The organism is Providencia sp. PROV208 (genome assembly GCF_028479465.1).
Taxonomy (GTDB): domain Bacteria; phylum Pseudomonadota; class Gammaproteobacteria; order Enterobacterales; family Enterobacteriaceae; genus Providencia; species Providencia alcalifaciens.
Window position 1 is genome coordinate 104,148 of the sequence record NZ_JAMPNS010000015.1, and the last position, 24,260, is coordinate 128,407.

At 40.5% G+C, this 24,260-nt stretch carries 26 protein-coding genes and 1 riboswitch; of the genes, 14 read left to right on the forward strand and 12 right to left on the reverse strand.

Features of this window, described 5'->3' with window-relative positions; translation table 11 throughout:
* Positions 1–455 precede the first annotated feature (455 nt).
* The 3 genes from PR766_RS11915 (at position 456) to rlmA (ending at position 1,872) form a co-directional block, all read left to right on the forward strand.
* Complete coding sequence (locus PR766_RS11915) at positions 456–653, forward strand: hypothetical protein (RefSeq protein WP_006658806.1); 198 nt, start codon at positions 456–458, stop codon at positions 651–653.
* A 72-nt stretch (positions 654–725) separates the two neighbouring features.
* Positions 726–938 (forward strand): hypothetical protein, encoded by a 213-nt coding sequence (locus tag PR766_RS11920; RefSeq protein ID WP_006661626.1) that lies wholly within the window; start codon positions 726–728, stop codon positions 936–938.
* A 112-nt stretch (positions 939–1,050) separates the two neighbouring features.
* Positions 1,051–1,872, forward strand: a complete 822-nt coding sequence (gene rlmA / locus PR766_RS11925) for a 23S rRNA (guanine(745)-N(1))-methyltransferase (RefSeq protein WP_154636569.1) — start codon at positions 1,051–1,053, stop codon at positions 1,870–1,872.
* A gap of 56 nt (positions 1,873–1,928) precedes the next feature.
* Here rlmA and mntP read toward each other — a convergent pair whose 3' ends face one another.
* The 8 genes from mntP to pabB form a co-directional block, all read right to left on the reverse strand.
* Positions 1,929–2,510, reverse strand: coding sequence for a manganese efflux pump MntP (gene mntP / locus PR766_RS11930; RefSeq protein WP_006661628.1), 582 nt, complete (start codon positions 2,508–2,510; stop codon positions 1,929–1,931).
* A gap of 6 nt (positions 2,511–2,516) precedes the next feature.
* Positions 2,517–2,701, reverse strand: a riboswitch (yybP-ykoY riboswitch).
* A 151-nt stretch (positions 2,702–2,852) separates the two neighbouring features.
* Positions 2,853–3,311, reverse strand: a complete 459-nt coding sequence (locus PR766_RS11935) for a DUF986 family protein (protein ID WP_006661629.1) — start codon at positions 3,309–3,311, stop codon at positions 2,853–2,855.
* 89 nt (positions 3,312–3,400) lie between these two features.
* The gene (locus tag PR766_RS11940) at positions 3,401–4,252 is read right to left on the reverse strand and encodes a PTS mannose transporter subunit IID (protein WP_006661630.1); all 852 of its coding nucleotides are present in this window, start codon (positions 4,250–4,252) and stop codon (positions 3,401–3,403) included.
* 13 nt (positions 4,253–4,265) lie between these two features.
* On the reverse strand, positions 4,266–5,063 hold the full coding sequence (locus tag PR766_RS11945; protein ID WP_006658800.1) for a PTS mannose/fructose/sorbose transporter subunit IIC: 798 nt from the start codon (positions 5,061–5,063) through the stop codon (positions 4,266–4,268).
* Positions 5,064–5,140: 77 nt separating this feature from the next.
* Positions 5,141–6,106: a PTS mannose transporter subunit IIAB gene (gene manX, locus PR766_RS11950; RefSeq protein WP_230086854.1), complete on the reverse strand. Its 966-nt coding sequence runs from the start codon at positions 6,104–6,106 to the stop codon at positions 5,141–5,143.
* A 679-nt stretch (positions 6,107–6,785) separates the two neighbouring features.
* Positions 6,786–8,150 (reverse strand): L-serine ammonia-lyase, encoded by a 1,365-nt coding sequence (locus tag PR766_RS11955; protein ID WP_036979421.1) that lies wholly within the window; start codon positions 8,148–8,150, stop codon positions 6,786–6,788.
* A gap of 204 nt (positions 8,151–8,354) precedes the next feature.
* Positions 8,355–8,915 carry a CoA pyrophosphatase gene (locus PR766_RS11960; RefSeq protein ID WP_006658797.1) on the reverse strand — a complete coding sequence of 187 codons (561 nt, stop codon included), beginning with the start codon at positions 8,913–8,915 and terminating at the stop codon, positions 8,355–8,357.
* Positions 8,908–10,278 (reverse strand): aminodeoxychorismate synthase component 1, encoded by a 1,371-nt coding sequence (gene pabB, locus PR766_RS11965; RefSeq protein WP_154636571.1) that lies wholly within the window; start codon positions 10,276–10,278, stop codon positions 8,908–8,910. Before pabB ends, PR766_RS11960 begins: the two co-directional genes overlap by 8 nt.
* Positions 10,279–10,415: 137 nt before the next feature.
* On the opposite strand from pabB, the gene PR766_RS11970 reads away from it, so the two are divergent.
* Together PR766_RS11970 and yebF are read left to right on the forward strand one after the other, a co-directional pair.
* Positions 10,416–10,595, forward strand: a complete 180-nt coding sequence (locus PR766_RS11970; protein ID WP_006661634.1) for a YoaH family protein — start codon at positions 10,416–10,418, stop codon at positions 10,593–10,595.
* A gap of 160 nt (positions 10,596–10,755) precedes the next feature.
* A complete protein-coding gene (yebF, locus tag PR766_RS11975; RefSeq protein ID WP_224050249.1) occupies positions 10,756–11,166 on the forward strand; it encodes a protein YebF in 411 nt (136 codons plus the stop codon).
* A 51-nt stretch (positions 11,167–11,217) separates the two neighbouring features.
* On the opposite strand, the gene PR766_RS11980 is transcribed toward yebF, so the two are convergent.
* Positions 11,218–11,448 carry a DNA polymerase III subunit theta gene (locus tag PR766_RS11980; protein ID WP_006658793.1) on the reverse strand — a complete coding sequence of 77 codons (231 nt, stop codon included), beginning with the start codon at positions 11,446–11,448 and terminating at the stop codon, positions 11,218–11,220.
* Between the two features lie 291 nt (positions 11,449–11,739).
* Between PR766_RS11980 and ftnA the strand changes: the two genes are divergently transcribed.
* From ftnA to PR766_RS12000, 4 genes are all read left to right on the forward strand, one after another.
* A complete protein-coding gene (gene ftnA / locus PR766_RS11985; protein ID WP_006658792.1) occupies positions 11,740–12,243 on the forward strand; it encodes a non-heme ferritin in 504 nt (167 codons plus the stop codon).
* A gap of 202 nt (positions 12,244–12,445) precedes the next feature.
* Positions 12,446–12,832 (forward strand): copper homeostasis periplasmic binding protein CopC, encoded by a 387-nt coding sequence (gene copC, locus PR766_RS11990; protein WP_154636572.1) that lies wholly within the window; start codon positions 12,446–12,448, stop codon positions 12,830–12,832.
* Between the two features lies 1 nt (position 12,833).
* Positions 12,834–13,730 (forward strand): copper homeostasis membrane protein CopD, encoded by an 897-nt coding sequence (copD, locus tag PR766_RS11995; protein WP_006658790.1) that lies wholly within the window; start codon positions 12,834–12,836, stop codon positions 13,728–13,730.
* A gap of 44 nt (positions 13,731–13,774) precedes the next feature.
* On the forward strand, positions 13,775–14,122 hold the full coding sequence (locus PR766_RS12000; protein WP_006658789.1) for a DUF2511 domain-containing protein: 348 nt from the start codon (positions 13,775–13,777) through the stop codon (positions 14,120–14,122).
* A gap of 333 nt (positions 14,123–14,455) precedes the next feature.
* Here the strand turns inward: PR766_RS12000 and PR766_RS12005 are convergent, their stop codons facing one another.
* The 3 genes from PR766_RS12005 to yebS form a co-directional block, all read right to left on the reverse strand.
* Positions 14,456–14,689: a DUF1480 family protein gene (locus tag PR766_RS12005; protein ID WP_006658787.1), complete on the reverse strand. Its 234-nt coding sequence runs from the start codon at positions 14,687–14,689 to the stop codon at positions 14,456–14,458.
* A gap of 150 nt (positions 14,690–14,839) precedes the next feature.
* Complete coding sequence (locus tag PR766_RS12010; protein WP_006661639.1) at positions 14,840–17,179, reverse strand: PqiB family protein; 2,340 nt, start codon at positions 17,177–17,179, stop codon at positions 14,840–14,842.
* Positions 17,154–18,380 (reverse strand): membrane integrity lipid transport subunit YebS, encoded by a 1,227-nt coding sequence (yebS, locus tag PR766_RS12015; protein ID WP_154636573.1) that lies wholly within the window; start codon positions 18,378–18,380, stop codon positions 17,154–17,156. The genes PR766_RS12010 and yebS overlap by 26 nt, the downstream gene beginning before the upstream one ends.
* A 131-nt stretch (positions 18,381–18,511) precedes the next feature.
* Between yebS and PR766_RS12020 the strand changes: the two genes are divergently transcribed.
* The 5 genes from PR766_RS12020 (at position 18,512) to htpX (ending at position 23,957) form a co-directional block, all read left to right on the forward strand.
* Positions 18,512–18,994 (forward strand): GAF domain-containing protein, encoded by a 483-nt coding sequence (locus tag PR766_RS12020; RefSeq protein WP_006658784.1) that lies wholly within the window; start codon positions 18,512–18,514, stop codon positions 18,992–18,994.
* A gap of 110 nt (positions 18,995–19,104) precedes the next feature.
* A complete protein-coding gene (gene proQ / locus PR766_RS12025) occupies positions 19,105–19,794 on the forward strand; it encodes an RNA chaperone ProQ (RefSeq protein ID WP_154636574.1) in 690 nt (229 codons plus the stop codon).
* Between the two features lie 19 nt (positions 19,795–19,813).
* Positions 19,814–21,859, forward strand: coding sequence for a carboxy terminal-processing peptidase (gene prc / locus PR766_RS12030; protein WP_154636575.1), 2,046 nt, complete (start codon positions 19,814–19,816; stop codon positions 21,857–21,859).
* A gap of 224 nt (positions 21,860–22,083) precedes the next feature.
* Complete coding sequence (locus PR766_RS12035; RefSeq protein WP_154636576.1) at positions 22,084–22,884, forward strand: cell envelope biogenesis protein TolA; 801 nt, start codon at positions 22,084–22,086, stop codon at positions 22,882–22,884.
* Between the two features lie 188 nt (positions 22,885–23,072).
* Entirely contained in the window at positions 23,073–23,957 is an 885-nt protein-coding gene (htpX, locus tag PR766_RS12040) for a protease HtpX (RefSeq protein WP_006661643.1), read from the forward strand.
* Positions 23,958–24,260 lie beyond the last annotated feature (303 nt).

Below are 24,260 nucleotides of genomic sequence, written 5' to 3' on the forward strand. Positions count from 1 at the left end.
AGCCATTCAAGATTGAATGGCTTTTTTACTTGAAGTAAGCAAAAAAAGTTCTCTTTAGATAAAAATAAAAGTCAGTACATCTTAAAAAAAGAAACTTTATTAAATTAGTAAGATAAAAAGTGAGTTTTTAAAATAAAAACGAAGAAAAAATAGATATCAAATAAATTGGAATGAAGATGATCTTTAAAACCAAAAAATTAACATCAAGATTATCTTTAATTTATCTATTTGATATTTATTAATAAATTAACTTCGCAGTAAATCAAATAAAGATTGAAAATTAACCTATGAAAGTAAATGGAATATCAACAAAATTAAAATATTTATTCATTAAAATAACCTATAAAAAATTTAAGAATCTTTAATATTCTCCTATTGCGAAATGATCTACAGATATGATTTATTAGTGTGGCAAGAACATCCTTGCTTAATAAATTAATCTTAAGGTACTTAGTATGAAAAAGTTATTAGCAATCGCAACTGTATTGTCATTAGCTGTTTCTGGTGCTGCATTAGCAAATACAACAACTAAAACTGAGCCAGTAGCGCCAATTGCTGCCGCTCATCACTCAGCGAAAGCTCATCACGCAAAAGTGAAAACTGAGAAAAAAGTGAGTGCAACTAAAGATAAAAGTGCCGAAAAAGCCATTTAAATTTTTAGCTACACCAAAATATAAGTTTTATATCAATGACTCGTTAGTTTGAATTTAAATAAGGCGTTCAAAATGAAAAAATTATTAGCAATCGCGACTGTTCTGTCATTAACTGTTTCTGGTGCCGCACTAGCAAATACCACTGCGAAAACTGAACATGTAAACCATGGTGTGAAAACTCACGAAGTTGCCAAAGCAGAACACAGTAAAAAAGAACTTAAAAAGAGTGAAGTCAAACAAACTGGTGAAGTAAAAGCGCCAGAAGCGACTAAAGCAGGTAAATAAGTTCGCTTTACTCCTCTAGATTACGTCACGGTGCCATGGGGGTATAATTCCATGGCGCTGCTTGACCGCTTATATGGTATACTGCGCATTATTTTTAAATCAGTGTAACCGTATGAATTATCAATGTCCCCTGTGTTTTAAACCTCTCAATTTAATTAACAGTAGCTATCGTTGTGAAGCAAACCACCAGTTTGATTGCGCCAAAGAGGGTTATGTTAATTTACTTCCAGTGCAACATAAGCGTTCGAAAGATCCGGGCGATAGTTTAGAGATGATGGTATCGCGCCGACAATTTTTAGATGCCGGGCATTATCAACCTATGCGCGATAAAGTCGCGGAAAAACTTGCACAATATTTACCTGAAAATAGCCAAAGCATACTCGATATTGGGTGTGGGGAAGGGTATTACACTGATTATTTTTTACAGTCATTGTTAGCGGCATCCAAGCCCATCAACATGTATGGGCTCGATGTTTCGAAGGTCGCGATCCGTTTTGCTGCTAAGCGGTACAAATCAGTCAATTTTTGTGTCGCATCGAGTCATCGTTTACCTTTTGCTGATGCCAGCATCTGTGGAATTATTCGTATTTACGCACCCTGTAAAGCACAAGAGCTCAGTCGCGTATTAATGTCTATGGGCATCTTAATTACCGTGACGCCCGCAGCAGAACATCTGCAAGAATTAAAAGCCTTGATTTATGATGAAGTGAAATTACATCCGGCAAAAGAGGAAGATCTTCCTGATTTCAAACTGATTGATGAAACGCGTTTAAATTACGCGATGAGTTTGGCTGGAGAAGAGGCATTTGCATTACTTGAGATGACGCCATTTGCATGGAGAGCGTCTGAAGAAGTGAAACAGCAATTAAAACAATCAGAAATTAAAGCGTATACCGCAGATTTTTTGATTCGAGTTTATCAATATCAACCATAAACTCACGGTGAAACTTTTGAACGATCCCCCTGAACAAGTCAGGGGGATATCGAATATTACGGTGCGTACATAAACAATTCGAGATGTTCAAAAAGGATATTGAAGCCAATCGCGATAAGTACCAAACCACCTAATATTTCTGCTTTTTTTCCTAGTAGTGGACCCACGTAACGTCCAATCATCATACCGATCGTCGCCATAATCATGGTGGTTAAACCAATGGTCATTGCTGTATGGACAATATCGACTTGTAAGAAAGCTAAACCTAAACCAATCGCCATTGCATCGAGGCTGGTGGCTATCGCGGATAACACAAGGTTTCCTGCACTATGACTTGATGGTTTATCGCAGCAGTCTTCATCTTTCGTCGTCAGACTTTGCCAGATCATACGACCGCCAAGGATGAATAGTAGGGCAAAGGCAATCCAGTGATCCCAACGGATCACATACTGGCTAGCTAAAATACCGATTCCCCAGCCAATGATTGGCGTAATGGCTTCGATAAAACCAAAGATAAATCCAGTACGGAGAATTTCACGAAAACGGGGTTTATGGAGTACTGCACCTTTGCAGATAGCGACAGCAAAAGCATCCATGGATAGTGCGAAGGCGAGGATGAGAGTGGCGTAAAAGCTCATAACAATAATCTCGGTTGGGTGTTTCCATATACACATAAATTACCCCCAACCAAAAGGCGTATTTATGTGTCTATGGTCTTGCCAACCAATAAATGGCATCCGCACCACGTTTAAAAACAAACGAGTATGTTGATACGGATTTTCTGGAAAGAATATATTTCCAGAACAGGCTACTCCCCAATGACGTGGGACGAAAGATATCATAGATTTTAATAAAGGCAAAATATTAATTATTAATAATGATTTCTGCAAATGATAATAATTTTCATTTTCGATATTAACAAAATTAAGGTTAATTAAACATTTAATTAACCTTAATATTTATACCAATATATAAAGTAGTTATTTGTGATTAATGAAGAAATCATAAATCTTTTGTAAATCATCAAGATGGTTGACTTGAACATGGATTTTCTTTTGCTCCAATCCAATCATTAAAATACCATCTTCAGATAAATTCATTGTTTTAATTCGCTCATATAAAATAAATGTATTGGCGAAATAAAAACCGGTTTGTTTAAAAAATACTTTCGGACGACGAATAAAGGCTAAATAAATAGCCATAAAAATAGTAATCATTAATAAATAAGTGGTTAATAAATTACCATGTCGAGCAATGTTTGTATAAATGACGATGCAAATGAGAACAATAAAAATGATGGCATCGGCTCTGTGTTTACGTTTTAAGTTAACTTTTAATAGAGTTTTGCCCTTCAGAATTCCTTGGATAAATTCATCATAGATTGCGTATACAAGCATGATCAAAATGATAATAGCTAAAATTGCATCATTTAAGGTCATTTGAGTACCCATGACTAAGTGGACGAGCTATCAAGCTTAAAAGTAAAAAAGGGAGGCTGCAACCTCCCTTTCTTGATATTGAATAGAAATTATGGCGCTAAGAAGTTTAACCAAGCACCAAGGATACCTAAACCGAAGAAGCCGATAATAATCCATAAAGCGTTCACTTTACGGCGTAACAGCCACATACAGGCGAAGGTAAGTAACAGAGGCACCAAGCCAGGCATTAATTGGTCAAGGATCATCTGAACGGTAGTGATGTCTTCAACACCTGTAGTTTGGTTTTTGATCCGCGAAACTTCGAGTGGAATATTGACATGAGTCCATTTATTGACCAATGCCCCCATAACGAACAGACCGAGAATTGACGCCCCCTCCGTCAGTTTTTGCAGGAACCCACCACCAATATCCTGAACAATATCAATCCCTTTTTTATAGCCATAGGCAACACCATAGTAAAGTGTCAGCAAACGGACTAAGTTAAAAAGAACAAAGAATAGCAGCGGCCCTAATAGGCTACCTGTCATTGCGATACCCGCACCCAATGCAGCAAACACGGGACGCACGGTTCCCCAGAAAATAGGGTCACCGACACCCGCTAATGGTCCCATCAAACCGACTTTAATACCGTTGATAGCACCGTCATCGATATCTGCACCGTTAGCGCGTTCTTCTTCCATAGCCATTGTGACACCTAAAATAGGCGCGGCAACGTAAGGATGAGTATTAAAAAACTCTAGGTGACGTTTAATCGCTTGTTTACGATCATCATTGTTGTCTGGATACAAACGACGAATAACAGGAACCATTGAATAGCAAAAGCCTAAGGCTTGCATACGTTCAAAGTTCCATGAACCTTGTAATAAGTTAGAGCGTAGAAATACGCCGCGAATATCGCTTTGAGTTAACCGCTTTTCGGTTGGTTTTGTGATATCGACCATTATTGCATTCCTCCTAGTCCAGCTCATTGTCGAGGTTGTTATTGCTGTTTTGTGTGACAACAACCTGAGATTTGTTGTATTTAGGGCTGAGTTGGATATATAGGATAGCCATCACAGTTCCAATCACACCAAGCGCAACAAGGTTAAAGTTAGTGAATGCTGCAGTGACGAAACCTAAATAGAAGAACGGCATGAGGTAGCCAGCGCGCATCATGTTAATAACCATCGCATAACCCACAACAACAATCATACCACCCGCAATATTCAGACCGTCAGTAACAACCTGAGGGATGGAATCCAGCATCTGTTGTACTTCTGATGTCCCGACTGAGACAGCAACAATGAGAGCCGGAATGGCGATACGCATTGCTTGAAGTAATAATGCAGAAATATGAATAAAGCCAATCGCGGATAAATTACCATTGAGCGCAGCACGGTCAGCAGCATGTTGGAATGCAACAGTAACTGTACGTACAATAATGGTGAGGACTTGACCCGCAGCAGCTAATGGTATCGCGATTGCAATACCCGCGCCGATACTTTGACCACCTGCGATAACCAGAATGGTTGAAATGATGGAGGCTAATGCTGCATCAGGGGCAACCGCCGCACCGATGTTCATCCAACCTAACGCGATCATTTCCAGCGTACCACCGATAATAATACCGGTTTTCATATCACCCAGAACAATACCAATAAGCGTACAGGCAATGAGAGGGCGGTGGAACTGGAATTCATCGAGGATTGATCCCATACCGGCGATACAAGCCACAACGAAGACCATTACTATTTGAACAACGGTAAGTTCCATTGTTTAATCTCCTGTAACCAACAAGTTTTTAAGACTGTTTTTGAGTAACGGTTCAATATGAACTAATTTCTAAAACATTATTTTTTGAGTTTATTAATTAAATCCATCATGTGGACTTTACTGTCTGAAGCAACTTTACGGACTTCTAACTCAATATTTTTGTCATTCAAATACTTAAATGCATCGATATCTTTTTGGTTAATTGATACGGCATTGGTGACCATGGTTTTTCCTTCGGTATAAGCCATTCCACCGATATTGACCGAGTCAATTTCAACGCCTTGTTCAACAATGCGTTGTACGTCTGTTGGATTAGTAAATAACAGCATGACACGCTCACCCGAGTATTTCGGGTTGTTGTAAACGCGGACACATTTATCTACGTCAACAACGTGGGCGGTGACACCAGGAGGGGCAACTTGCTTCAGTAGCGTGGAACGTACAGTGTCTTTTGCCACTTCGTCACTGACCACGATAATGCGTTTAACTCGCATCTCTTTGGTCCAGCGCGTCGCGACTTGACCGTGGATTAAACGGTCATCAACACGGGCTAAAGCAATGATCATATGTTCACCTGGACCGGCAATAACAGGTTGTGGAGCAGGTGTGTTGACGGCTTTAGGTGCGGATGCTTCTGCAACAACTTCTTTAAACTTGAATGGACGGATGCCACCGCGACCTGTTTCGAGTGCGACAGTGATCAGCTCATCCATGGATGGGTTATCATCGCGGCACATGAAGGTCTCGACGAGCATTGGGACATTTACGCCTGTAATGATTTCGTAATTGTCATGCTCATTGGCAATGCGTGTAGCAGCATTAAATGGACTACCTCCCCACGTATCAACAAGAAATAGCACACCAGCTGAGGTATCAAGAGTGGTCAGCTTTTGTGTGTATTTATCGAATAGCGTGTCAGCATTTTCCCCAGGGACAAAGTCAATAAACGAGACGTTTTCTTGCTCGCCTATTAACATCTCGGTGGTTCGGAGTAGCTGTTCGGCAGCAACTCCGTGGGTACCAATCATAATAGCTATACTCACTATTTTTCCCTCTTAACAGATAAATCGAAACATCATTGACGATAGAATAGAAGTTAGAAACCGAACTTCTTCTCTATGTGTTTCCCCTGCACCTTAAATAGTAGCTGAATAAATTCAAACTAAGTGGCTAGCTAATAATTAGTTAAGTGCAATTATTAGCTGAATGGTCAGTCCAATCATATCACTAGGATTAATCTAAAAAACTTGTTTCGCGTCAGAAAAATAAAAACCGATCCAAATATTACTGATAAATAAACCTATAAATCTGAAAATATAATATTATTCAGATAATAAATCTTTATTTTGTTCAACCAGTGATACATTGCTTTGTTATCGGTAACAAAAAAGAGACTTTTTTAGAGGGTAATTGTTAGAATTGAATGAATAGTGAGCAAATTTAGTCTGAGGGATAGAATCTTCAGTAATAAAAGGACGAAAGTATAGATTCAAAAATAAGAGAAAAGGCGATAAAAACAGACAAAGCAAAACAACCATAAACGATAAAAATCGAAAGCTGAAACGAGCAAAGCTGATAGAGAGAGACAGAATGGTGGTAGGGAGTCGTAAGGGCAATTAACTTAATTAAATAAATTAAATAAGGGGGAGGTAAAGTGAGGAAAAATTTCCCTCTTCATGATGCATAATACGCCATGAAGAGGGAGGGTCTACGTACTAATAATTAATCACATTGGACTTTGATTGCTAAACCACCGCGAGAGGTTTCACGGTACTTCGCATTCATATCTTTACCGGTTTCGTACATAGTTTCGATGACTTTATCCAGTGAAACGCGAGGTTCGCTGGTTCGGCGTAAAGCCATTCGTGCTGCGTTAACAGCTTTAACAGAAGCGATGGCATTACGTTCGATACAAGGTACTTGAACTTGTCCTGCAACAGGATCACAGGTTAAACCTAAATTATGTTCCATACCAATTTCGGCAGCAATACACACTTGTTCTGGGCTTGCGCCAAATAATTCGGCGAGACCAGCTGCTGCCATAGAACACGCCACACCAACTTCACCTTGGCAACCGACTTCAGCGCCGGAGATAGAAGCATTCATTTTGTAGAGAATACCAATTGCACCGGAGGCTAAGAAATAACGCAAATACAGTTCAGGGGTGACAGGTTCAATACTGTGGTTATAGTAAGCCAGCACTGCCGGAACAATACCACAAGCACCATTAGTTGGTGCAGTCACGACGCGCCCACCCGCTGCGTTTTCTTCGTTAACGGCTAATGCATACATGTTGATCAAATCAACGATGTTCATGGGGTCGTTCGACAGTTTGCTAGCAGAGGTAACTAAACGGTTAAGTGCTGGCGCACGGCGTGGTACACGCAGTGGACCCGGTAGAATGCCTTCGGTGTTAAGACCGCGTTCAATACACGCTTGCATGGTTTTCCATACATCAGCAAAGTAAGCATCAATTTCTTCACGTGGATGTAAATCCAACTCGTTTTTCATCATCAAGCTAGAAATGGACAAACCTGATTCTTTACATTTTAGCAGTAACTCAGCAGCCGAGTTGAATGGATAAGAAACGGGTTTGCTGTCTAATGCCGTTTGACCAAAATGCTCTTCATCAACAATGAAACCACCACCGATGGAATAGTAGGTTTTGGTATAAATTTCTTTATCGCCAGCGAAGGCGTGGATAGTCATTCCGTTTTCATGTAACGGTAAGTTATCTTGACGGAAATTCATGCCACCTTCACGTGGAAATTCAACAGTACGGGTACCATTTGCTAATGGTAACTTTTCTGTTTCTTCCACATTTTTGATAAAAGATGGGATTGATTCGATGTCAACGGTAGCAGGAAGGTTACCTGCTAAACCCATAATAATGGCGATATCGGTATGGTGACCTTTACCTGTTAAGGATAAAGAGCCATAAACGTCTACTGCGACACGGGTGACGGATGGTAATAATTGCTTATTGACCAAATCATCGACAAATTCTTTCCCAGCTTTCATCGGACCAACTGTATGAGAGCTTGAAGGGCCAATGCCCACTTTAAACATGTCGAAAACGCTTATCACGCAGGACTCCTTAAACAAAAGATGAAGATATAGTGATTTATTTTAAAGGGCGCTACTTTACTGTTATTTCGTAGTGTTAACCAGTAAGTTTAAAGTATTTTTTGAAATAAGGTAGTTACATAAGGTGGATTGGTTATAAATAGCACTAATTGTATTTTAGGCAATGGAAAAATAATTGAATAAAAGGATTATTCGCTGTGAAAATTAATCCAGCTGTAAGGCAAGTTGGTGCAGGATGGATGCTGTTAAACCCCAAACTAAATGGTTGTTATACCAGTAAAAAAAGACACGTTTCTCACGACCAGAGCGATTGATATCCACATATTTATGTTTCTGTAGAGATAGCGCATCAAACAGCGGGATCTCAAAGATAGACGAAACCTCGCTTGGATTCGCTTGATAGCGAATATTATCGGGCACGAGTCCAACAATCGGGGTTACTTGATAACCGCCAATGCTGGTAATCGGAGCGAGCTGCCCTAAAACTTGCACTTTTTCAGGCGGCATGGCGACCTCTTCGTAGGCTTCTCGTAGCGCCGTGGCAATTAAATTTGAATCTTCAGGGTCACGTGAACCACCGGGGAAGGCGACTTGCCCTGCATGAGAACGCAAGAGAGGCGAGCGCTGAGTTAGTAACAATGTTGGATTGGATTTGTTGATAATCGGCAAGAGCACAGCAGCCGCTTTACCCGCCGATGTGGCGGGTTGGCGTGAGAGGGGAAGTGTCAATTGAAAACGGTTAATAAAGCTATTCAGCTCAGTCATCGTTATCCAGTTTTCCTAGTATTGGCAAAATTAAACGTAATTTGTCAAAAGTCTCTTGATACTCTTTATCAGCTTGACTGTCAGCAACAATTCCACCGCCTGCCCAGCAATAAATCTGTTTTTTATCAGTAAGTAGGGTACGGATTGTAATATTCGTATCCATATTGCCACAGAAACTAATATAGCCTATTGCACCACAATATCCATGTCGACGATTCGGTTCAAGCTCTTCAATAATCTGCATAGCACGAATTTTGGGTGCTCCCGTAATTGAACCGCCAGGGAAACATGCGCGAAGTAAATCGGTAGCTTGGTATTGAGTCTCTAATGTCGCCGTAATCGTGCTGACAAGATGATGAACGGCAGGGAATGGCTCTACTTTAAAGAGTTCAGGCACGCGCACAGTACCGGGTTTTGCGACGCGTCCAATGTCATTACGTAGTAAGTCTACAATCATCAAGTTTTCAGCACGATCTTTCGATGAGTTTGCTAACTTTTCAGCTTGGAGCTGATCTTCTTCTGGAGAATCAAGTCGAGGTAATGTTCCTTTAATGGGGCGTGTTTGAATCTCACCTTTTTCTAATAGAATAAAGCGTTCAGGTGAAATGCTGATAATAGCATTATCAGGCAAGCGAATGAACGAGGAGAATGGCGCGCGGTTATGTTGATTCAGCGTTAGAAAAGCATCCCATTCATTACCTTTATATTTAGCTTTAAAGCGCTGTGCAAGGTTGATTTGGTAGCAATCACCTTCGCGTAAGTATTGGTGAATTCGGGCAATATTTTCATGGTATTGCTCTTCAGTCATGTTGGCATGCCACGGCGATGTTAGTGCAAAGGGCGCTTTACGTGACGTTTTCTGCGCCTGCAACCAGGCTAACCGCTGCTCGACATCTTGATGACTAAACAACGTCACACATTGTTCATGATGGTCGACAATTAAACCCCATAAATAAATACCGACTGCCATATCAGGAAACCTCAGTTCAGTTGTGGCGAGTTCAGGCAATTTTTCGATGCGGCGACCGAGATCATAACTCCAAATACCCATAGCGCCACCTTGGAATGGCAAGTGCTCATCCATGCATTTTGCTTCGGGGTATTGATCAATTTGCTGTTGTAAAAGGGCGAAAGGGTCCTGTTCCGAATATTGTATGGGTTGGTTTTGTATTTGAATTTCGGTTTGAGGACCACGGGTTAGTAGGGTTGCGACCGGATCGGCGACAATCATATCATAGCGATTGTGTGAGTGCTCAGCCTGACCTGAGTGGAGTAGCATTGCCCACGGTTGGTGTGATAACGGTGCAAAATAATCTAATGCCGCATTTGGGCTGTAAGGAAGTTGTATTTTATTAATAGCCATATCAATCAATTAATATCGGATTCTACAGTGAATGATGCCAGATTACCATATAATCTTACCTTATTAAGGTAAGAGCTGTTAAAATTTGCTGAAAATCCTAATGTATAAAATAAGTCCACAATTTAAAGAGGTTGATGATGTTTTCAGGTATGCCAGCACTTTCCCATGAAGAGCAACAAGAAGCCGTTGAGCGTATTCACCAATTGATGGCAGATGGCATGAGTAGTGGAGAGGCGATTGCGCTGGTAGCGCACGAAATCAGAGAAAAATACCAAGATAAAGAGCAAATTGTTGCTCGATTCGATGATGAAAATTAATAATCGGTAAACATACTATTAACATTTAAAAATATTTCTGATAAATTCATATCGGTTAAGTCATTTTGCTCATAGGTTTTATTTTAGCAACTACACTGTATGGATAACGTCAGTATATATGCGTGGCGTTGTTAACCTTGATGCAGTTTTGGTGAGTAAAATGGATCTCAATTTCACCTACATCTCGTGGGTGCCGGAGGATGGTATGAATATTAATAAAAAAATGGCAGTTGTTTTAGGCGGTTGTGCGCTTGTATTAAGTTCGTTTGCGTTCAGTGCTAACAAGGAAGAAGGTAAAGCTGCGGCATTTGTGAGTTGTGGTAATCTCACTGAACCACAAATTGCAGCTCAAGTTAAAAATGACTTTATGAACAACAGATTACCACGTTGGGCAGATGAAAAAGCGGCGGTAGGTAAAAAAGCAGTTGCTTGGATTAATGACAATGAAGTGACTAAAACTGAAGAGGGTTACATACTTCCTTTAGTGGTCAGAGGCTCAAAATCTGATTTGCACTACCGTGTTACAGTTAATTGCAAAAACGACACGATTACGTATAACACCAGCAATTAATTTGCAGGTTTAGCGAACGAAAAAGGAGAATTGAATTCTCCTTTTTTTGTTTTAGCGATTTCTTGGCTCATATGGCATACGAGCAAAATTCATCGATAATTGGCGATAATAAACCAGTCTTTCCCGAAAGTAATCCCGCAGATGTTCTGGCTGTTCACGTTCGACGGCTTCAGGAATAATAGGAATATTATAGCGCTCCTTGAAGGCAACACCGGAAGCAAGAAGGTCAACGTTGATTTTATCCATCTCGTCTTTGGGGAGGATGGCAAGATTGTGGCTCATTTTAAATCCTAACAGTTAACAACATCAGCCGTAATTGTAGCAATTGAAGTACAGAAAATCTTGATAAAATAAAGATATCACCAATGAATAATATCAAATTCAAACTCGATAATAGTCGCCAATTAGGATTATGACGGTAATGAAAAGCTAATGCGATTGATTCGTGTTATTTTTACTAAAAATCATTGTTAATCAATAAATTAAATTTTATGGAAAGAATGTTTTATGAATTCATTTATTATGTTACTGTGCAGTATAACTTCTTAAAATCATCATCATTAAGGTAGAACTATGTTAAAAGCTGACATGATTGAAGCGCTAAATAAACAACTGAATCTTGAATTCTTCTCTGCCAACCTGTACTTACAGATGAGTGCTTGGTGTAGCGATAAAGGTTTTGAAGGCGCAGCTGCATTCTTAAAAGCACACTCGCAAGAAGAGATGGAACATATGCAGCGTTTATTTAATTACCTTAGCGATACAGGTGCATTACCTCGCTTAGGTGCGATTGCTGCTCCACCAGAAAATTTTGACTCTATCGCTGATGTATTCAACAAAACCTATGAACATGAGCAGTTGATTACTTCAGAAATCAATAAATTAGCGCATTTGGCGATGACGACCCAAGATTATTCAACATTTAACTTCCTGCAATGGTATGTGGCAGAGCAGCATGAAGAAGAGAAACTGTTCAAATCTGTGCTTGATAAACTGGGCATGGTGGGTGAATCAGGTAAATCTCTATTCTTACTGGATAAAGATCTGAAAGGTTTAGCGGCAGCAGCGCACGTTTAATCTATTTCCTTATTTTATGTTTCAAGCGCCATCTCAGTAATGAATGGCGCTTGTTTTATTTTTGCGAGTGAGTTTTATTCTCGTTTTGTGTCAAAGTTCACAAGCTGGCTGAGAAAATCTGCTTTTATCGCTGCGCATCGTATTATTTTCCGTATAATGATTGGCAATATATCTAAATTCACCTGCAAATTAAGAGGTTACTATGCCAATCAACCAGATAAAATCATCTTGGCGTAAATTAAGCGCGGTCGCTGTACTGTTCTTAGGAATGTCATTTCAACAAGCCTTCGCGCATGCCCATCTGAAAAATCAATTACCCGCTGAGGGCGCCGCTCTAGAGCAAGCCCCTGAAGCAATCACGCTGAATTTTTCTGAAGGCATTGAAGTTAACTTTACTAAAGTTAATGTGACCGATGAAAATAAACAAACTATCAAAACAGGTAAAGCTGCTTTAGATCCTAGCAACAATACCAAAGTCATTATTCCTGTCGAAAGTAAGCTAGCTGCGGGTAAATATGATGTTCAATGGAGTGTTGTCTCTGTTGATGGACATAAAACAAAAGGGAACTATAGCTTCACTGTGAAATAATATGTCACTAGAAGCATTTTATACCTTAACGCGATTTGCTCACTTTATCGCCGCAATGTTGATGTGTGGAATGTCAATGTTTGCGGTGATAGTTTGTCGCGGGCAATTTCGCGAATTGTTACAAACTGCACTGAAGAAAAGTATTATCTTTAGCGCAGTTATCACGATTATTACCACATTTTGCTGGATGATTGCTCAATCAGGTTTGATGGGCGATGGCTGGGAAGATGCGCTGGATATGACTATTTGGCAAGGTGTACTCGGCACAACGTTTGGACAAATCTGGCGTTGGGAAATCCTCTGTGCGGTTGGCTTATTGGCGGTGCTATTTATACGCCCAATTACGCTAAAGCTTTATCTTATCCTTATTTTTTCCATTATTATCCTTGGTTTGCATGCATTAATTGGACATGCTGCAATGCATGATGGGGGATTAGGTGTGTTTCACCAGATCAACCAATTTATTCATCTGATTAGTTGTGCATATTGGTTTGGCGGGTTGTGGCCATTTCTGATTTGTATTCAATTCTTGCGCAGTAAAGATAAACTTAAAACGGGATTAGACCAGCAAATTGTGATTTCAATGAAGCGTTACTCACAATTAGGGCATCTTGCGGTTATTTGCGTCCTTGTCACAGGAATTATCAATAGTGTGATTTTATTGCCTGATTGGCCATTCTCGTCAGTGTTGTCCGAATATCAATCTTGGCTATGGCTAAAAATTGTATTAGTTGGATTGATGGTATTGTTAGCACTAACCAATCGTTATTGGGTGGTTCCCCGTCTTCAGCAGCAAGGGCGTATCAGCTATTTGATTATGAATAGTTGGGCTGAATTATTGCTAGGAACTATCGCTATTCTTGCGGTGTCTATTTTTGCTACCTACCAACCTGTATAATAGCTTCCTATGTATATAACCCTCGTTTGACAAGGTTACTTTAGATGAAATCCAAATTACTAGTTTGTGCATTATTACTGAGTGGAGCATTCAGTACTGCAGTTGCTGCACCATTGGCGACAGTGAGTAAAAAACAGTTTGGCGATGATTGGCCACTAAAACGTGAAGAAGTGATGTTAGAGTGCCGAGCTAATGGAGCCTTGGTTGTGATTAATCCCGCTACATTAATGCAGCATCCGCTAAATGATATTGCGACTGCACAAATGGAGAAAAAACAGATTCAAGCACAGCCGATCGATGTACTACTCACACCGATTGAAACCTCGAAATCTGTTGAAGAGAGAGTATTACCGCTAAAACAAGCAGCAGAAAAGTTGTGTGAAAATAAATAAGATGTTGAGACTTTTTAGCTGAAAGATCAAGGGAATGGCGATTGAAAGGTTTTACTGATTGCTCTGATAGATTTAACTTATCATGCAAATAGTTCAATCTTGGAAAATTAAGCAATAAATTGTGTTAAAAATATGTGAAATAATTGCTAATTTAAGTGGTAAGAACGTAAGCTGAACGCTAGTATTAGGGAGTACTTTGTTACGTCTCAATGGCAATTTTAGCGCACGGCTCTGCCAGAGCCATTTCCCAAGGCCCGGTAATCGGAATCTACCAGGCCTCTTTTTTTTGTGTTATTTCCCATCTGATATTTTGACTTAGCCCCTTCGCACTCATTAAGCAATTCTCATCAGCCAGTGATGATTTTCTTTATCGTAACGTTGGCGATAGAGCAAAACAGGCTTTTCATTCAGTGTCGCAGGGATACTTGTATGTTCGTCCCAGCCATCTAATTGCATGCAGAATTCAGAATCAGAATCACAAGGAATACTCACGGTATCGCTACGCTTGTCCGCCATTACTGCATCATTGATTTCATAGGAAGAGATTTTCAATTTAACTATGCTCATAACATTTCCTCTTTACTCTTTATTTTAACAATAAAAAATCAGCCCAACGAAATTAAGCATAGTATAAATGGAATTCATTTCCAAAATATTTTTTTATGAATGGAAGATAAAAAAGGCGTCCTGCTGAAAAATAGGACGCCTTGTTAGGGATTATTTTTTGGGGATAGGGGTTCCCCAGTCTAACCAGTCCGCTGGTGGCTCTAATTTCAGAATGAAATGCTGATCAGGTTTAGCTTTAGGTGCGAGTGGCACTGTTGGCGGGGTTGCCAGCGAGATTCCACCACGAACAAACTGTTTGAATGTGCCGCTTTTCACCACGCCGCCCGTTAAGCCAAAGGCGAGGTTGTAACCTGAAGATAACCAGAACTGGGTATTATCACGGATCAGATATTGGTATTCTTTACCTATACGCGTTGCAACATAAACGCGATCGGAAAGCTCTCCCAAATAAAGCCCGGTGACGGTTCCGATCTCTAATCCTCTAAACAGAATTGGCGTTCCTACCTGAATAGAACCCGCTTCACTGGCATCAAGGATAATGGTGAGACCATCGAGATAACGGGAATCTGTAATGTTGGCAGTTTGCAATTCAAATTGGAAACGGCTCTTATTACTGCGCCCTGGCTCTGCACTAATATAAGGTTGGATCAGTGTATCAAGATTATTGACCCCAGAAGGTGAAAGCTCGGGGGTAACAATGGCAAAACGGCTGCCAATTTTGGTGAAGTTTTCCACATATTCTGGGTATAAAATAGCTTTTGCTTTCACTTCGCGGTTATCAGCTGAGAGCTGCAATGATTCGATTTGACCAATGTTAATCCCCAAATAACGGATAGGCATTCCTTCTGATAATTTAGAGGCATCAAAGGTGGTTAGCGTCACAGCACTACCAATGGCTTTCGCGGCAGTTTCTGATGGATAGAGAGTGTGTTGGCGTGAAGTATCCAAAGAGCCAGATTGGATATTGTCAAAGCTAATAGCACCACTAAATGCACGACTGAGCGGGGAGGCTTGAACGGTTAAACCACCTGCATTTAACTGAACTTTGGCGCCACCTTCTGCCCAAAATACACTTTGTGGTGTGAGTAAGTTGCGATATTGCGCGGAGATATAGACATTCACCGCAAAACCATCATTATTTGGCTTAATCGAGACGATTTTACCCACTTCAAATTGTCGATATAACACGACGGAACCTTGTTGGATATCAGGTAGCGTATTGGTGTTCAACGTAATCGTCGTTGGTAGGGTTGAGCCTAAAACACCTGCTTTGGCATTCTCATCCGTACGGTATAAAGGAAATGATTCGGGTAAGGTATCTTTGCCTTTCCCTGGAATAATATGTAAGCCACCATCTAACCATTCTTGTGGCGTAGCGCCTTGGAATTGCACGCCATTCATACCCAGTTGTACATCGACACGGCTATTGGCAACAAACTTACTGTCTTGTTTAACCAAATGTTTAAATTCATTGAAAATGGAAATTTGGAACTGAACATTATCGTCAGTTAAGTGACGTTGTAACACTTCACCAATTTTGATCCCGCGGTATACAACGGGTTGACCTACGTTAACTCCAAATGTATCCAAGGCGGTTAGGGTGAGTTGTAAATCTAGGTTACCTTGCTGATCTAGCGGTTTGACATCGTCTTTACTGGCTTGTAATACGTACTGTTGTCCCGTTTGTGCCGGCAGACTGTTTTCAGGGGAATCAAATGCTACAGCACCATTGATGACCGCCGAAAGGCTTTCCATTTTGATGCTGGCACCTGAATTGAGATCAAATCCGCCTTCAATACCGGAAATATTCCAAAATTGGCTATCTGAGCGTACAAGGTTAACGTAGCGTTTTTTAATAATAACGGCGATTGAGACGCCTTTATTTTCAGGTAATAAGGAGTAATCGGAAATATAACCGACAGGCACTTTACGATAATAAACCGGAGAGTTTTCGTTCAACGCCCCTAAATCTTTTGCGGTGAGATAAATCAGTAATTCACCTTCATTTAAGTTGCGCAGAGGCGGCGTATCAAGTGCGATAAACTGAGATTTAGGTGAGCCTGTACCGGGTTGCATACCAATGTAGTTCCCGCCAACTAGGGCATCTAACCCCGATACACCAGCTAAAGAAGCTTTGGGTGTGACCAGCCAAAAACGTGTTCCACTGGTGAGCGCGGAACGCATATCTTTATTGACATTCGCGGTGACAAGGACACTTTTCATGTCACCACTGATGGACACTGTTTGCACCATTCCGACATCGACACCTTGGTAGCGGATTGGTGTTCGCCCAGCAACAACCCCAGAAGCGGAAGAAAATTGAATGGTAATTTGTGTACCGCGTTCGACCCATTGTTGGAACAGTAGCCAGCCTGCGATCATAATCGCGATGATGGGAAGCAGCCAAAAGGGTGAAATGGTTGTCCTTTTACGACGGACAGCCTCCGAAACTTCATCAGAAGTTTCATTTTGATGGTTTTGATTTTCCATAAGAATCCCAAATTAATCGACTGTCTAACCACTCAACAGCAAGGATAGTTAAAATAACCGCAGTACCAAAATATAAAGCCGCTGGTCCCATGGTGAGCGACATCAGCATATCTCGGTTAACCAATGTCATCATTAAGGCGATGACGAATAAATCTAACATCGACCAGCGCCCGATCCATGAAACGAATTTGAGTAACTTCATACGTAGAATAGGGTCGGTGTGGCTTTTAAACTGAATTGAAAATAACAGTAATATCATGATGATTATTTTTACAAAGGGCACCAAAATACTGGCAATAAAGACGATAATGGCAATCGGCCAGTTTCCAGAATCAATTAAGGAAACCACACCTGAGTAAATTGTGTCTTCTAACCGCCGCCCATTTAAATAAAAGATTGAAATAGGCAGTAGGTTAGCAGGGATCAGCAACACCATGGCAGCAATCAGTGCTGCCCATGTTTTTTGTAGGCTGAGAGGTTCACGATGATGAAGTGGGCGATGACAGCGCTGACATTTCCCTTTTTTATTCGGTTCTCCAGTAAAATGGCAAGCTAGACATGTTTTGGCGCGGGGAGAATCCGCTTGTTCCTCCAAAGGATACAGCCGCCGCCACAACTCATCGAGATTGATGTGGATTAAAATAAGGATACTAATCACGGACATGATGCTGAATGCAATCAGTCCATGTCCCATATAGACCGTCGCGTAATCCTTCATTTTAATTGCTGCAATACCGAGCCCAACTAAATAGACATCCAGCATGACCCATTCTTTGAGGTGTTTCATCATCAATAAAATAGGGCGCATGTTCATCGCTAAATAACGGGCTAAGACGAGAGATAAAATCGAAATAGGTAGTAGCAATGGGGCCGCTATCGCACAAAAAGCGACAATACTGGCAGTAAACGGATCACCTTGTTCACTCATTAGGCGAACACCATCAAGTACATTGGCATTAATTTGTATCCCAAATAGATGAATAGAAATTAGAGGTTGCCAAAAAGCGATGGGAGCAAGGAGCAATAAAGTAATAGATAATAGCGCGAGACGACGGAGCGACCATGAGCGACCATCATTAAGTTGACTAGAACATCTTGGGCAAACAATGACCTGCTGAGGTTGAAAAGGCGGAGTCACTATTTTTTGGTTGCAATGGCAGCAACGTTGCAAATTCATGGCAGTATGATTAATGTGGGTCATATATATTCATTGTATGAATTAATTTGCTTGTAATCTAGTGTAAAAAAATTTACGTAAAAGTGACAACTTGCTAACCTACGGTCTACGCTTACTAAGATTTTTTACTTGTTTAGGTATAACTGAAAATAAATATGGATAAAAAGAAGTATTATCACGAACTTTCAGATAGTTTATCTGCACTTCTCGCTGGAGAGTATGATTTAATTGCGAGTTTGGCAAATAGTAGTGCGTTATTATTTGAACGTTTATCAGGTATCAATTGGGTCGGTTTTTACTTGAGTGATGGAAATGAACTGATTCTTGGTCCATTCCAAGGTAAAGTTGCTTGCGTTCGAATCGCATTCGATAAAGGCGTTTGTGGTACTGCATTTTCACAAGAGCGAGTTCAGCGTGTCGAAGATGTGCATGCTTTCCCTGGTCATATCGCTTGTGATGCCGCAAGTAACTCAGAAATCGTCTTTCCATTGAACGTAAATGGCAAGGTAATTGGGGTTTTAGACATAGATAGCCCAAATATCGGCCAATTCGATCAAGAGGATGAAAAAGGGCTTCAATACCTTACAGACCAGTTATGCCAACACTTGGCTATGTGTTCTATACCAAAATATTATTAAATATTGGTATGTAAAATTAATAGGAACGTGGCAATTGTCAGCAACACGATTATAATGTCCGCTTGTTCATGCCCGTGAGGTTGGCAAAATCGTTGTTATCAGGAAATTTCATGGAAAATCAACCTAAGTTGAATAGTAGTAAAGAAGTTATCGCATTTTTAGCAGAGCGTTTTCCACGCTGTTTTATCGCTGAAGGCGAAGCACGTCCGCTGAAAGTCGGAATTTTTCAAGATATCGTAGGGAACTTAACCGAAGAAGACGGTATTAGTAAAACGCAATTACGTTCTGCGTTACGCATGTATACCTCTAGCTGGCGTTATCTTTACGGTGTTAAAGAAGGCGCAAAACGTGTTGACTTAAATGGAGATGACTGCGGTGAGTTAGATGCAGAGCACATTGCCCATGCGCGTCAACAATTAGCTGAAGCGAAAGCGAGAGTTCAAGCCCAACGCGCAGAGCAACAAAAAACGCAAAAGCGTCCTGCTGCGAAAAAGCCTAGTGACAAAGCGCCTCGTCAAAATGATGCGAATAATAAAGAAAACGCATCTCGTCGCCGTCCATCAGACAAAAAAGAGCGTCCACAAACTGTCGCTCCGAAAAAACCTCGTAGCAATCCTGTCGAAGAGAACTTGAAATCAGTTACTGATATCAACACACTGAAAGTCGGTCAGACTCTGAAAGTGAAAGTGGGTAGCAGTATGATGGATGCCTCTGTGCTAGAAATTGCCAAAGATGGTGTTAGGGTTCAATTGCCATCTGGTTTGGCAATGATTGTGCGCGCGGAACATTTAAAGTTCTGATACGGAGGTCACTCAGGTCATGAACAAATTACTTCAAGTTGCATTTGTCGTTAGTCTCGCGACTTTTGGCACTGCAATTGCTAATACTCAGGCAGTGACTCCGGTCACTGCTGCTCAGTTACCTCTTTTAAAGCAGAATACTCAGCACGGTACAGTGAGTGAAAGGGTAACATCGCGTTTTACTCGTTCTCACTATCGTCAATTCGATTTAGACAAAGAGTTTTCTGGGAAAATATTTGACCGTTATCTCAATATGATTGATTACGGTCACAATGTTTTACTTCAATCCGACGTCGAACAGTATGCAAAAGATAAAGCAAAAACTGGCGAATGGCTTGAAGATGGCAAGCTAGATAAGTTCTATGACCTGTATAACCTTTCTCAGCAACGTCGCTTTGAACGTTTCAAATATGCACTCGCGCGTTTAGATCAGCCTATTGATTTAAACGCGACGGATTCTATTGAAGTTGATCGTACTAAAGCACCTTGGCCGAAAGACAAAGAAGAACTCGACCGTTTATGGGATCAAAAAGTCCGTTATGACTGGTTGAGTTTGAAATTGACAGGCAAAGATGACAAAGAGATCAAAGAAAAACTGACTAAGCGTTACAATTTTGCATTGAAACGCTTAGCTCAGGCGCAAAGTGAAGACGTATTCCAACTGATTATGAATGCGTTTGCACGCGAAATTGATCCTCATACCAGTTATTTATCACCACGTAGTACTGAACAATTTAACTCAGAAATGAGTTTATCTCTTGAAGGGATTGGTGCGGTGCTGCAACAAGATGATGAAAATACAACGATCAATTCTTTAGTAGCAGGTGGTCCTGCTGCGAAGAGCAAAGAACTGAAAGTTGGCGATAAAATTATTGGCGTTGGACAAGTTGGTAAACCTATCGTTGATGTCGTTGGCTGGCGTTTAGATGATGTAGTTGCATTGATAAAAGGTCCAAAAGGCAGCCAAGTTCGTTTAGAGGTCGTTTCGGATACGAAAGGGGCTAAACCACGTATCGTGACGATTGTTCGCGAGCAAATTCGATTAGAAGATAGAGCGGTTAAATTAACAATCAAACAGCAAGGCAAAGAGAAAGTTGGGGTATTGGATATCCCTGGTTTCTATGTTGGTTTGACCAATGATGTTAAAACTGAACTGCAAAAAATGGCGAAAGAGAATGTTACAGCTCTGGTGATTGATCTGCGCGGTAACGGCGGTGGAGCACTCACTGAGGCGGTATCGTTATCTGGTCTGTTTATTAATAAAGGACCTGTGGTTCAGGTTCGTGATAATAATGGTCAAGTTCGTCAAGATGCAGATGATGATGATGTTATCTATTATAAAGGTCCATTAGTGGTTTTGGTTGACCGCTTTAGTGCCTCTGCCTCTGAAATTTTCGCAGCAGCAATGCAGGATTATGGTCGCGCTTTAATCGTAGGTGAACCGACCTTTGGTAAAGGTACAGTGCAACAGCATAGAAGCTTAAGTCGTGTTTATGACCAAATGCTTAAACCTGAATGGCCATCATTAGGTTCAGTGCAATATACTATCCAAAAATTCTATCGTGTGAATGGTGGAAGTACTCAGCGTGAAGGGGTAACTCCAGATGTGGTCATGCCAACAGGGCAAGATCCAGCAGAAACAGGTGAAAGCTTTGAAGATAACGCGTTGCCTTGGGATAGCATTCCAGCCGCAAATTATACGCAATCTGGGGATATCAAAGCTGATTTATCACCAATTAAAACTAAACACTTAGCACGTATTAGCGTCGATCCAGAGTTTAAATATATCGATGAAGATATTGCACGTTATAAATCATTAAAAGCAACTAAAAATCTGATTTCATTGAATTATGCTCAGCGTCAGAAAGAGGATGATGAAATTGAAGCGACGAAACTAAAACGCATTAATGAGCGTAATGCGAAGCTTGGTAAGCCGCTATTGAAATCAATTGATGATTTACCGAAAGATTATGAAGCACCAGATCCGTATTTAGATGAAACGGTGAAGATGGCAATAGATCTTTCGAATCAAAACACTAAGATGCTTTCTAGTGCTAAACAGTAAATAAAAATTGCCTACTATAGAGCCAGCGTAAGCTGGCTTTTTTATTTCAAAAAATAAGATTAACAAATTGATTTAATTTACTTTTTATATAAAACAAATTTCCTCTTACTTTTTTAAATGAACTAAACCTAAATTTTTTTCAAAAAATAATTGGGTTTTCTTTCGCTTTTTCAAAAATATCCTACACTTCAGTTAGTAATATCCCTTATTAATGAGGCAATACAATGCGTAAATTATCTGTAGGTTTATTAACTGTCATGGCGGTCATGATGTCGTCAATGGGTTCTGCAAATGCAAGTAACTACCCTTGTTCAGGCGCTAAAGGTGGAATAGCTCGTTGTGATGGCGGGCAATTTATCTGTAATGACGGAACAACCAGTCGTTCAGAGCAAGTCTGTACAACTGAGCTAAAAAACTCAATCAATAAAAGTGCTGGTATTGGTGCGGGTATTGGAGCGGGTGTGGTGAAGCAATCTAGCAAACCATCTGCGGTAGATTCTATCAAAGAGACAGGTGACAACATGAGTAAAACTGCAAAAGATAAAGCATCAAAAGCCACTGATAAGGCAAAAACAGCTGAAAAAGAGACGTCTAAAGCTGTGAAAGATAAAGCGAAAGCTACCGAGAAAGAAACCTCTAAAGCTGTAAAAGAGAAAGCGGATAAAGCGAAAGCTGCTGAGAAAGAAACCTCTAAAGCTGTAAAAGAGAAAGCAGATAAAGCAAAAGCTGCGGATAAAGAATCTGCCAAAGCAGTAAAAGAAAAAGCAGATAAAGCGAAAGCTAAAGAAAAGGAAACATCTAAAGCGGTGAAGGAAAAAGCCGACAAAGCTAAAGCAACGGAGAAAGACAAAACCAAAGCAGCAAAAGATAAAGCTGATAAAGCAAAAGCTGATAAAGCAAAAGCTGATAAAGCAAAAGCCGATAAAGCTAAAGCCGATAAAGCTAAAGCCGATAAAGCAAAAGCTGCAGCAAAAACAACCGCGAAAGTCTCTAAAGGCAAACCAACTAAAGGTAAAGTGAGCTGATCATTTCCTTTTAGTCCTTGCCGTTTCCATGAAAATGCCGTTTACTAAAACGGCATTTTTTATTCCCGAGTGTAAAGATATGTTATTTTGTGACTTTTTCCTGTTAATGGGCTTGAAATGGTGTGAAAAAACCTTATTTATAAAGTAAATTTGTCGTAATGTTTGTTTTTACCAAGGAACCTATAAAAATGATGAGAATTGCTTTATTCTTGCTCACAAACTTAGCCGTTATGTTTGTGTTCGGGATAATTTTAAGTTTAACCGGGATACGTGGAAGTAGTGCACAGGGGCTGCTGATTATGGCGGCATTGTTCGGTTTTGGTGGTGCGTTTGTATCACTACTGATGTCCAAATGGATGGCGCTGAAGTCTGTTGGTGGTGAAGTTATTGAGCACCCACGTAACGAAATGGAACAGTGGTTAGTTAACACTGTTAGCCGTCAATCTCAACAAGTTGGTATTAAAATGCCACAAGTGGCAATTTACCACGCACCGGATATTAATGCATTTGCAACAGGCGCACGTCGTGATGCTTCTTTAGTTGCGGTAAGTACTGGTTTATTAGAAAACATGAGCCGCGATGAAGCCGAAGCGGTTATTGCTCATGAAATCAGCCATGTGGCAAATGGTGATATGGTTACCATGACGTTGCTACAAGGCGTCGTGAATACGTTTGTTATCTTTATTTCACGTATTTTGGCGCAAGTTGCGGCTGGCTTCATGTCAAACAACAATGACAGCGAAAGTGAAAGCAGCAATGGCAACCCAATGGTTTACTTTGCCGTGTCAATGGTATTAGAGATCGTGTTTGGTATCTTAGCGAGCATTATTACTATGTGGTTCTCTCGCTACCGTGAATTCCATGCGGATGCAGGCTCTGCCAAATTAGTGGGTAGAGAGAAAATGATTGCTGCGTTGCAGCGCCTGAAAACGAGCTATGAGCCGCAAGAAGAAGGGCGTTTAATGGCATTTTGTATTAATGGTCGCGGAAAGGCATTCAGCGAACTATTTTTATCTCACCCACCATTAGACAAACGTATTGAAGCATTACGTTCAGGGCAATACCTGAAATAGTCGTACAGCGAGTTTATGCTATCAATGTAAAAGGGAAACGTTATGTTTCCCTTTTTTATTACCTACCAAAGACTCACCGCCGAAGAATTTTATTTATCATTTTATCTAACTATTCCTGCAAATTGTGCCAGCAAGATTTAGAATCAAGGCAGGAAAAGCATGGCGCATTTTATGCTGTAAACACTCAAATCAGCATACCAAAAAAACCGATGTCAACTGATTGAAAAGCGTTAAACGAACAGTTTAAAGTTTGCGTATATTTTCGAGGTGTTGGTGCTTATTTACTGTCATTATGTCGAATAA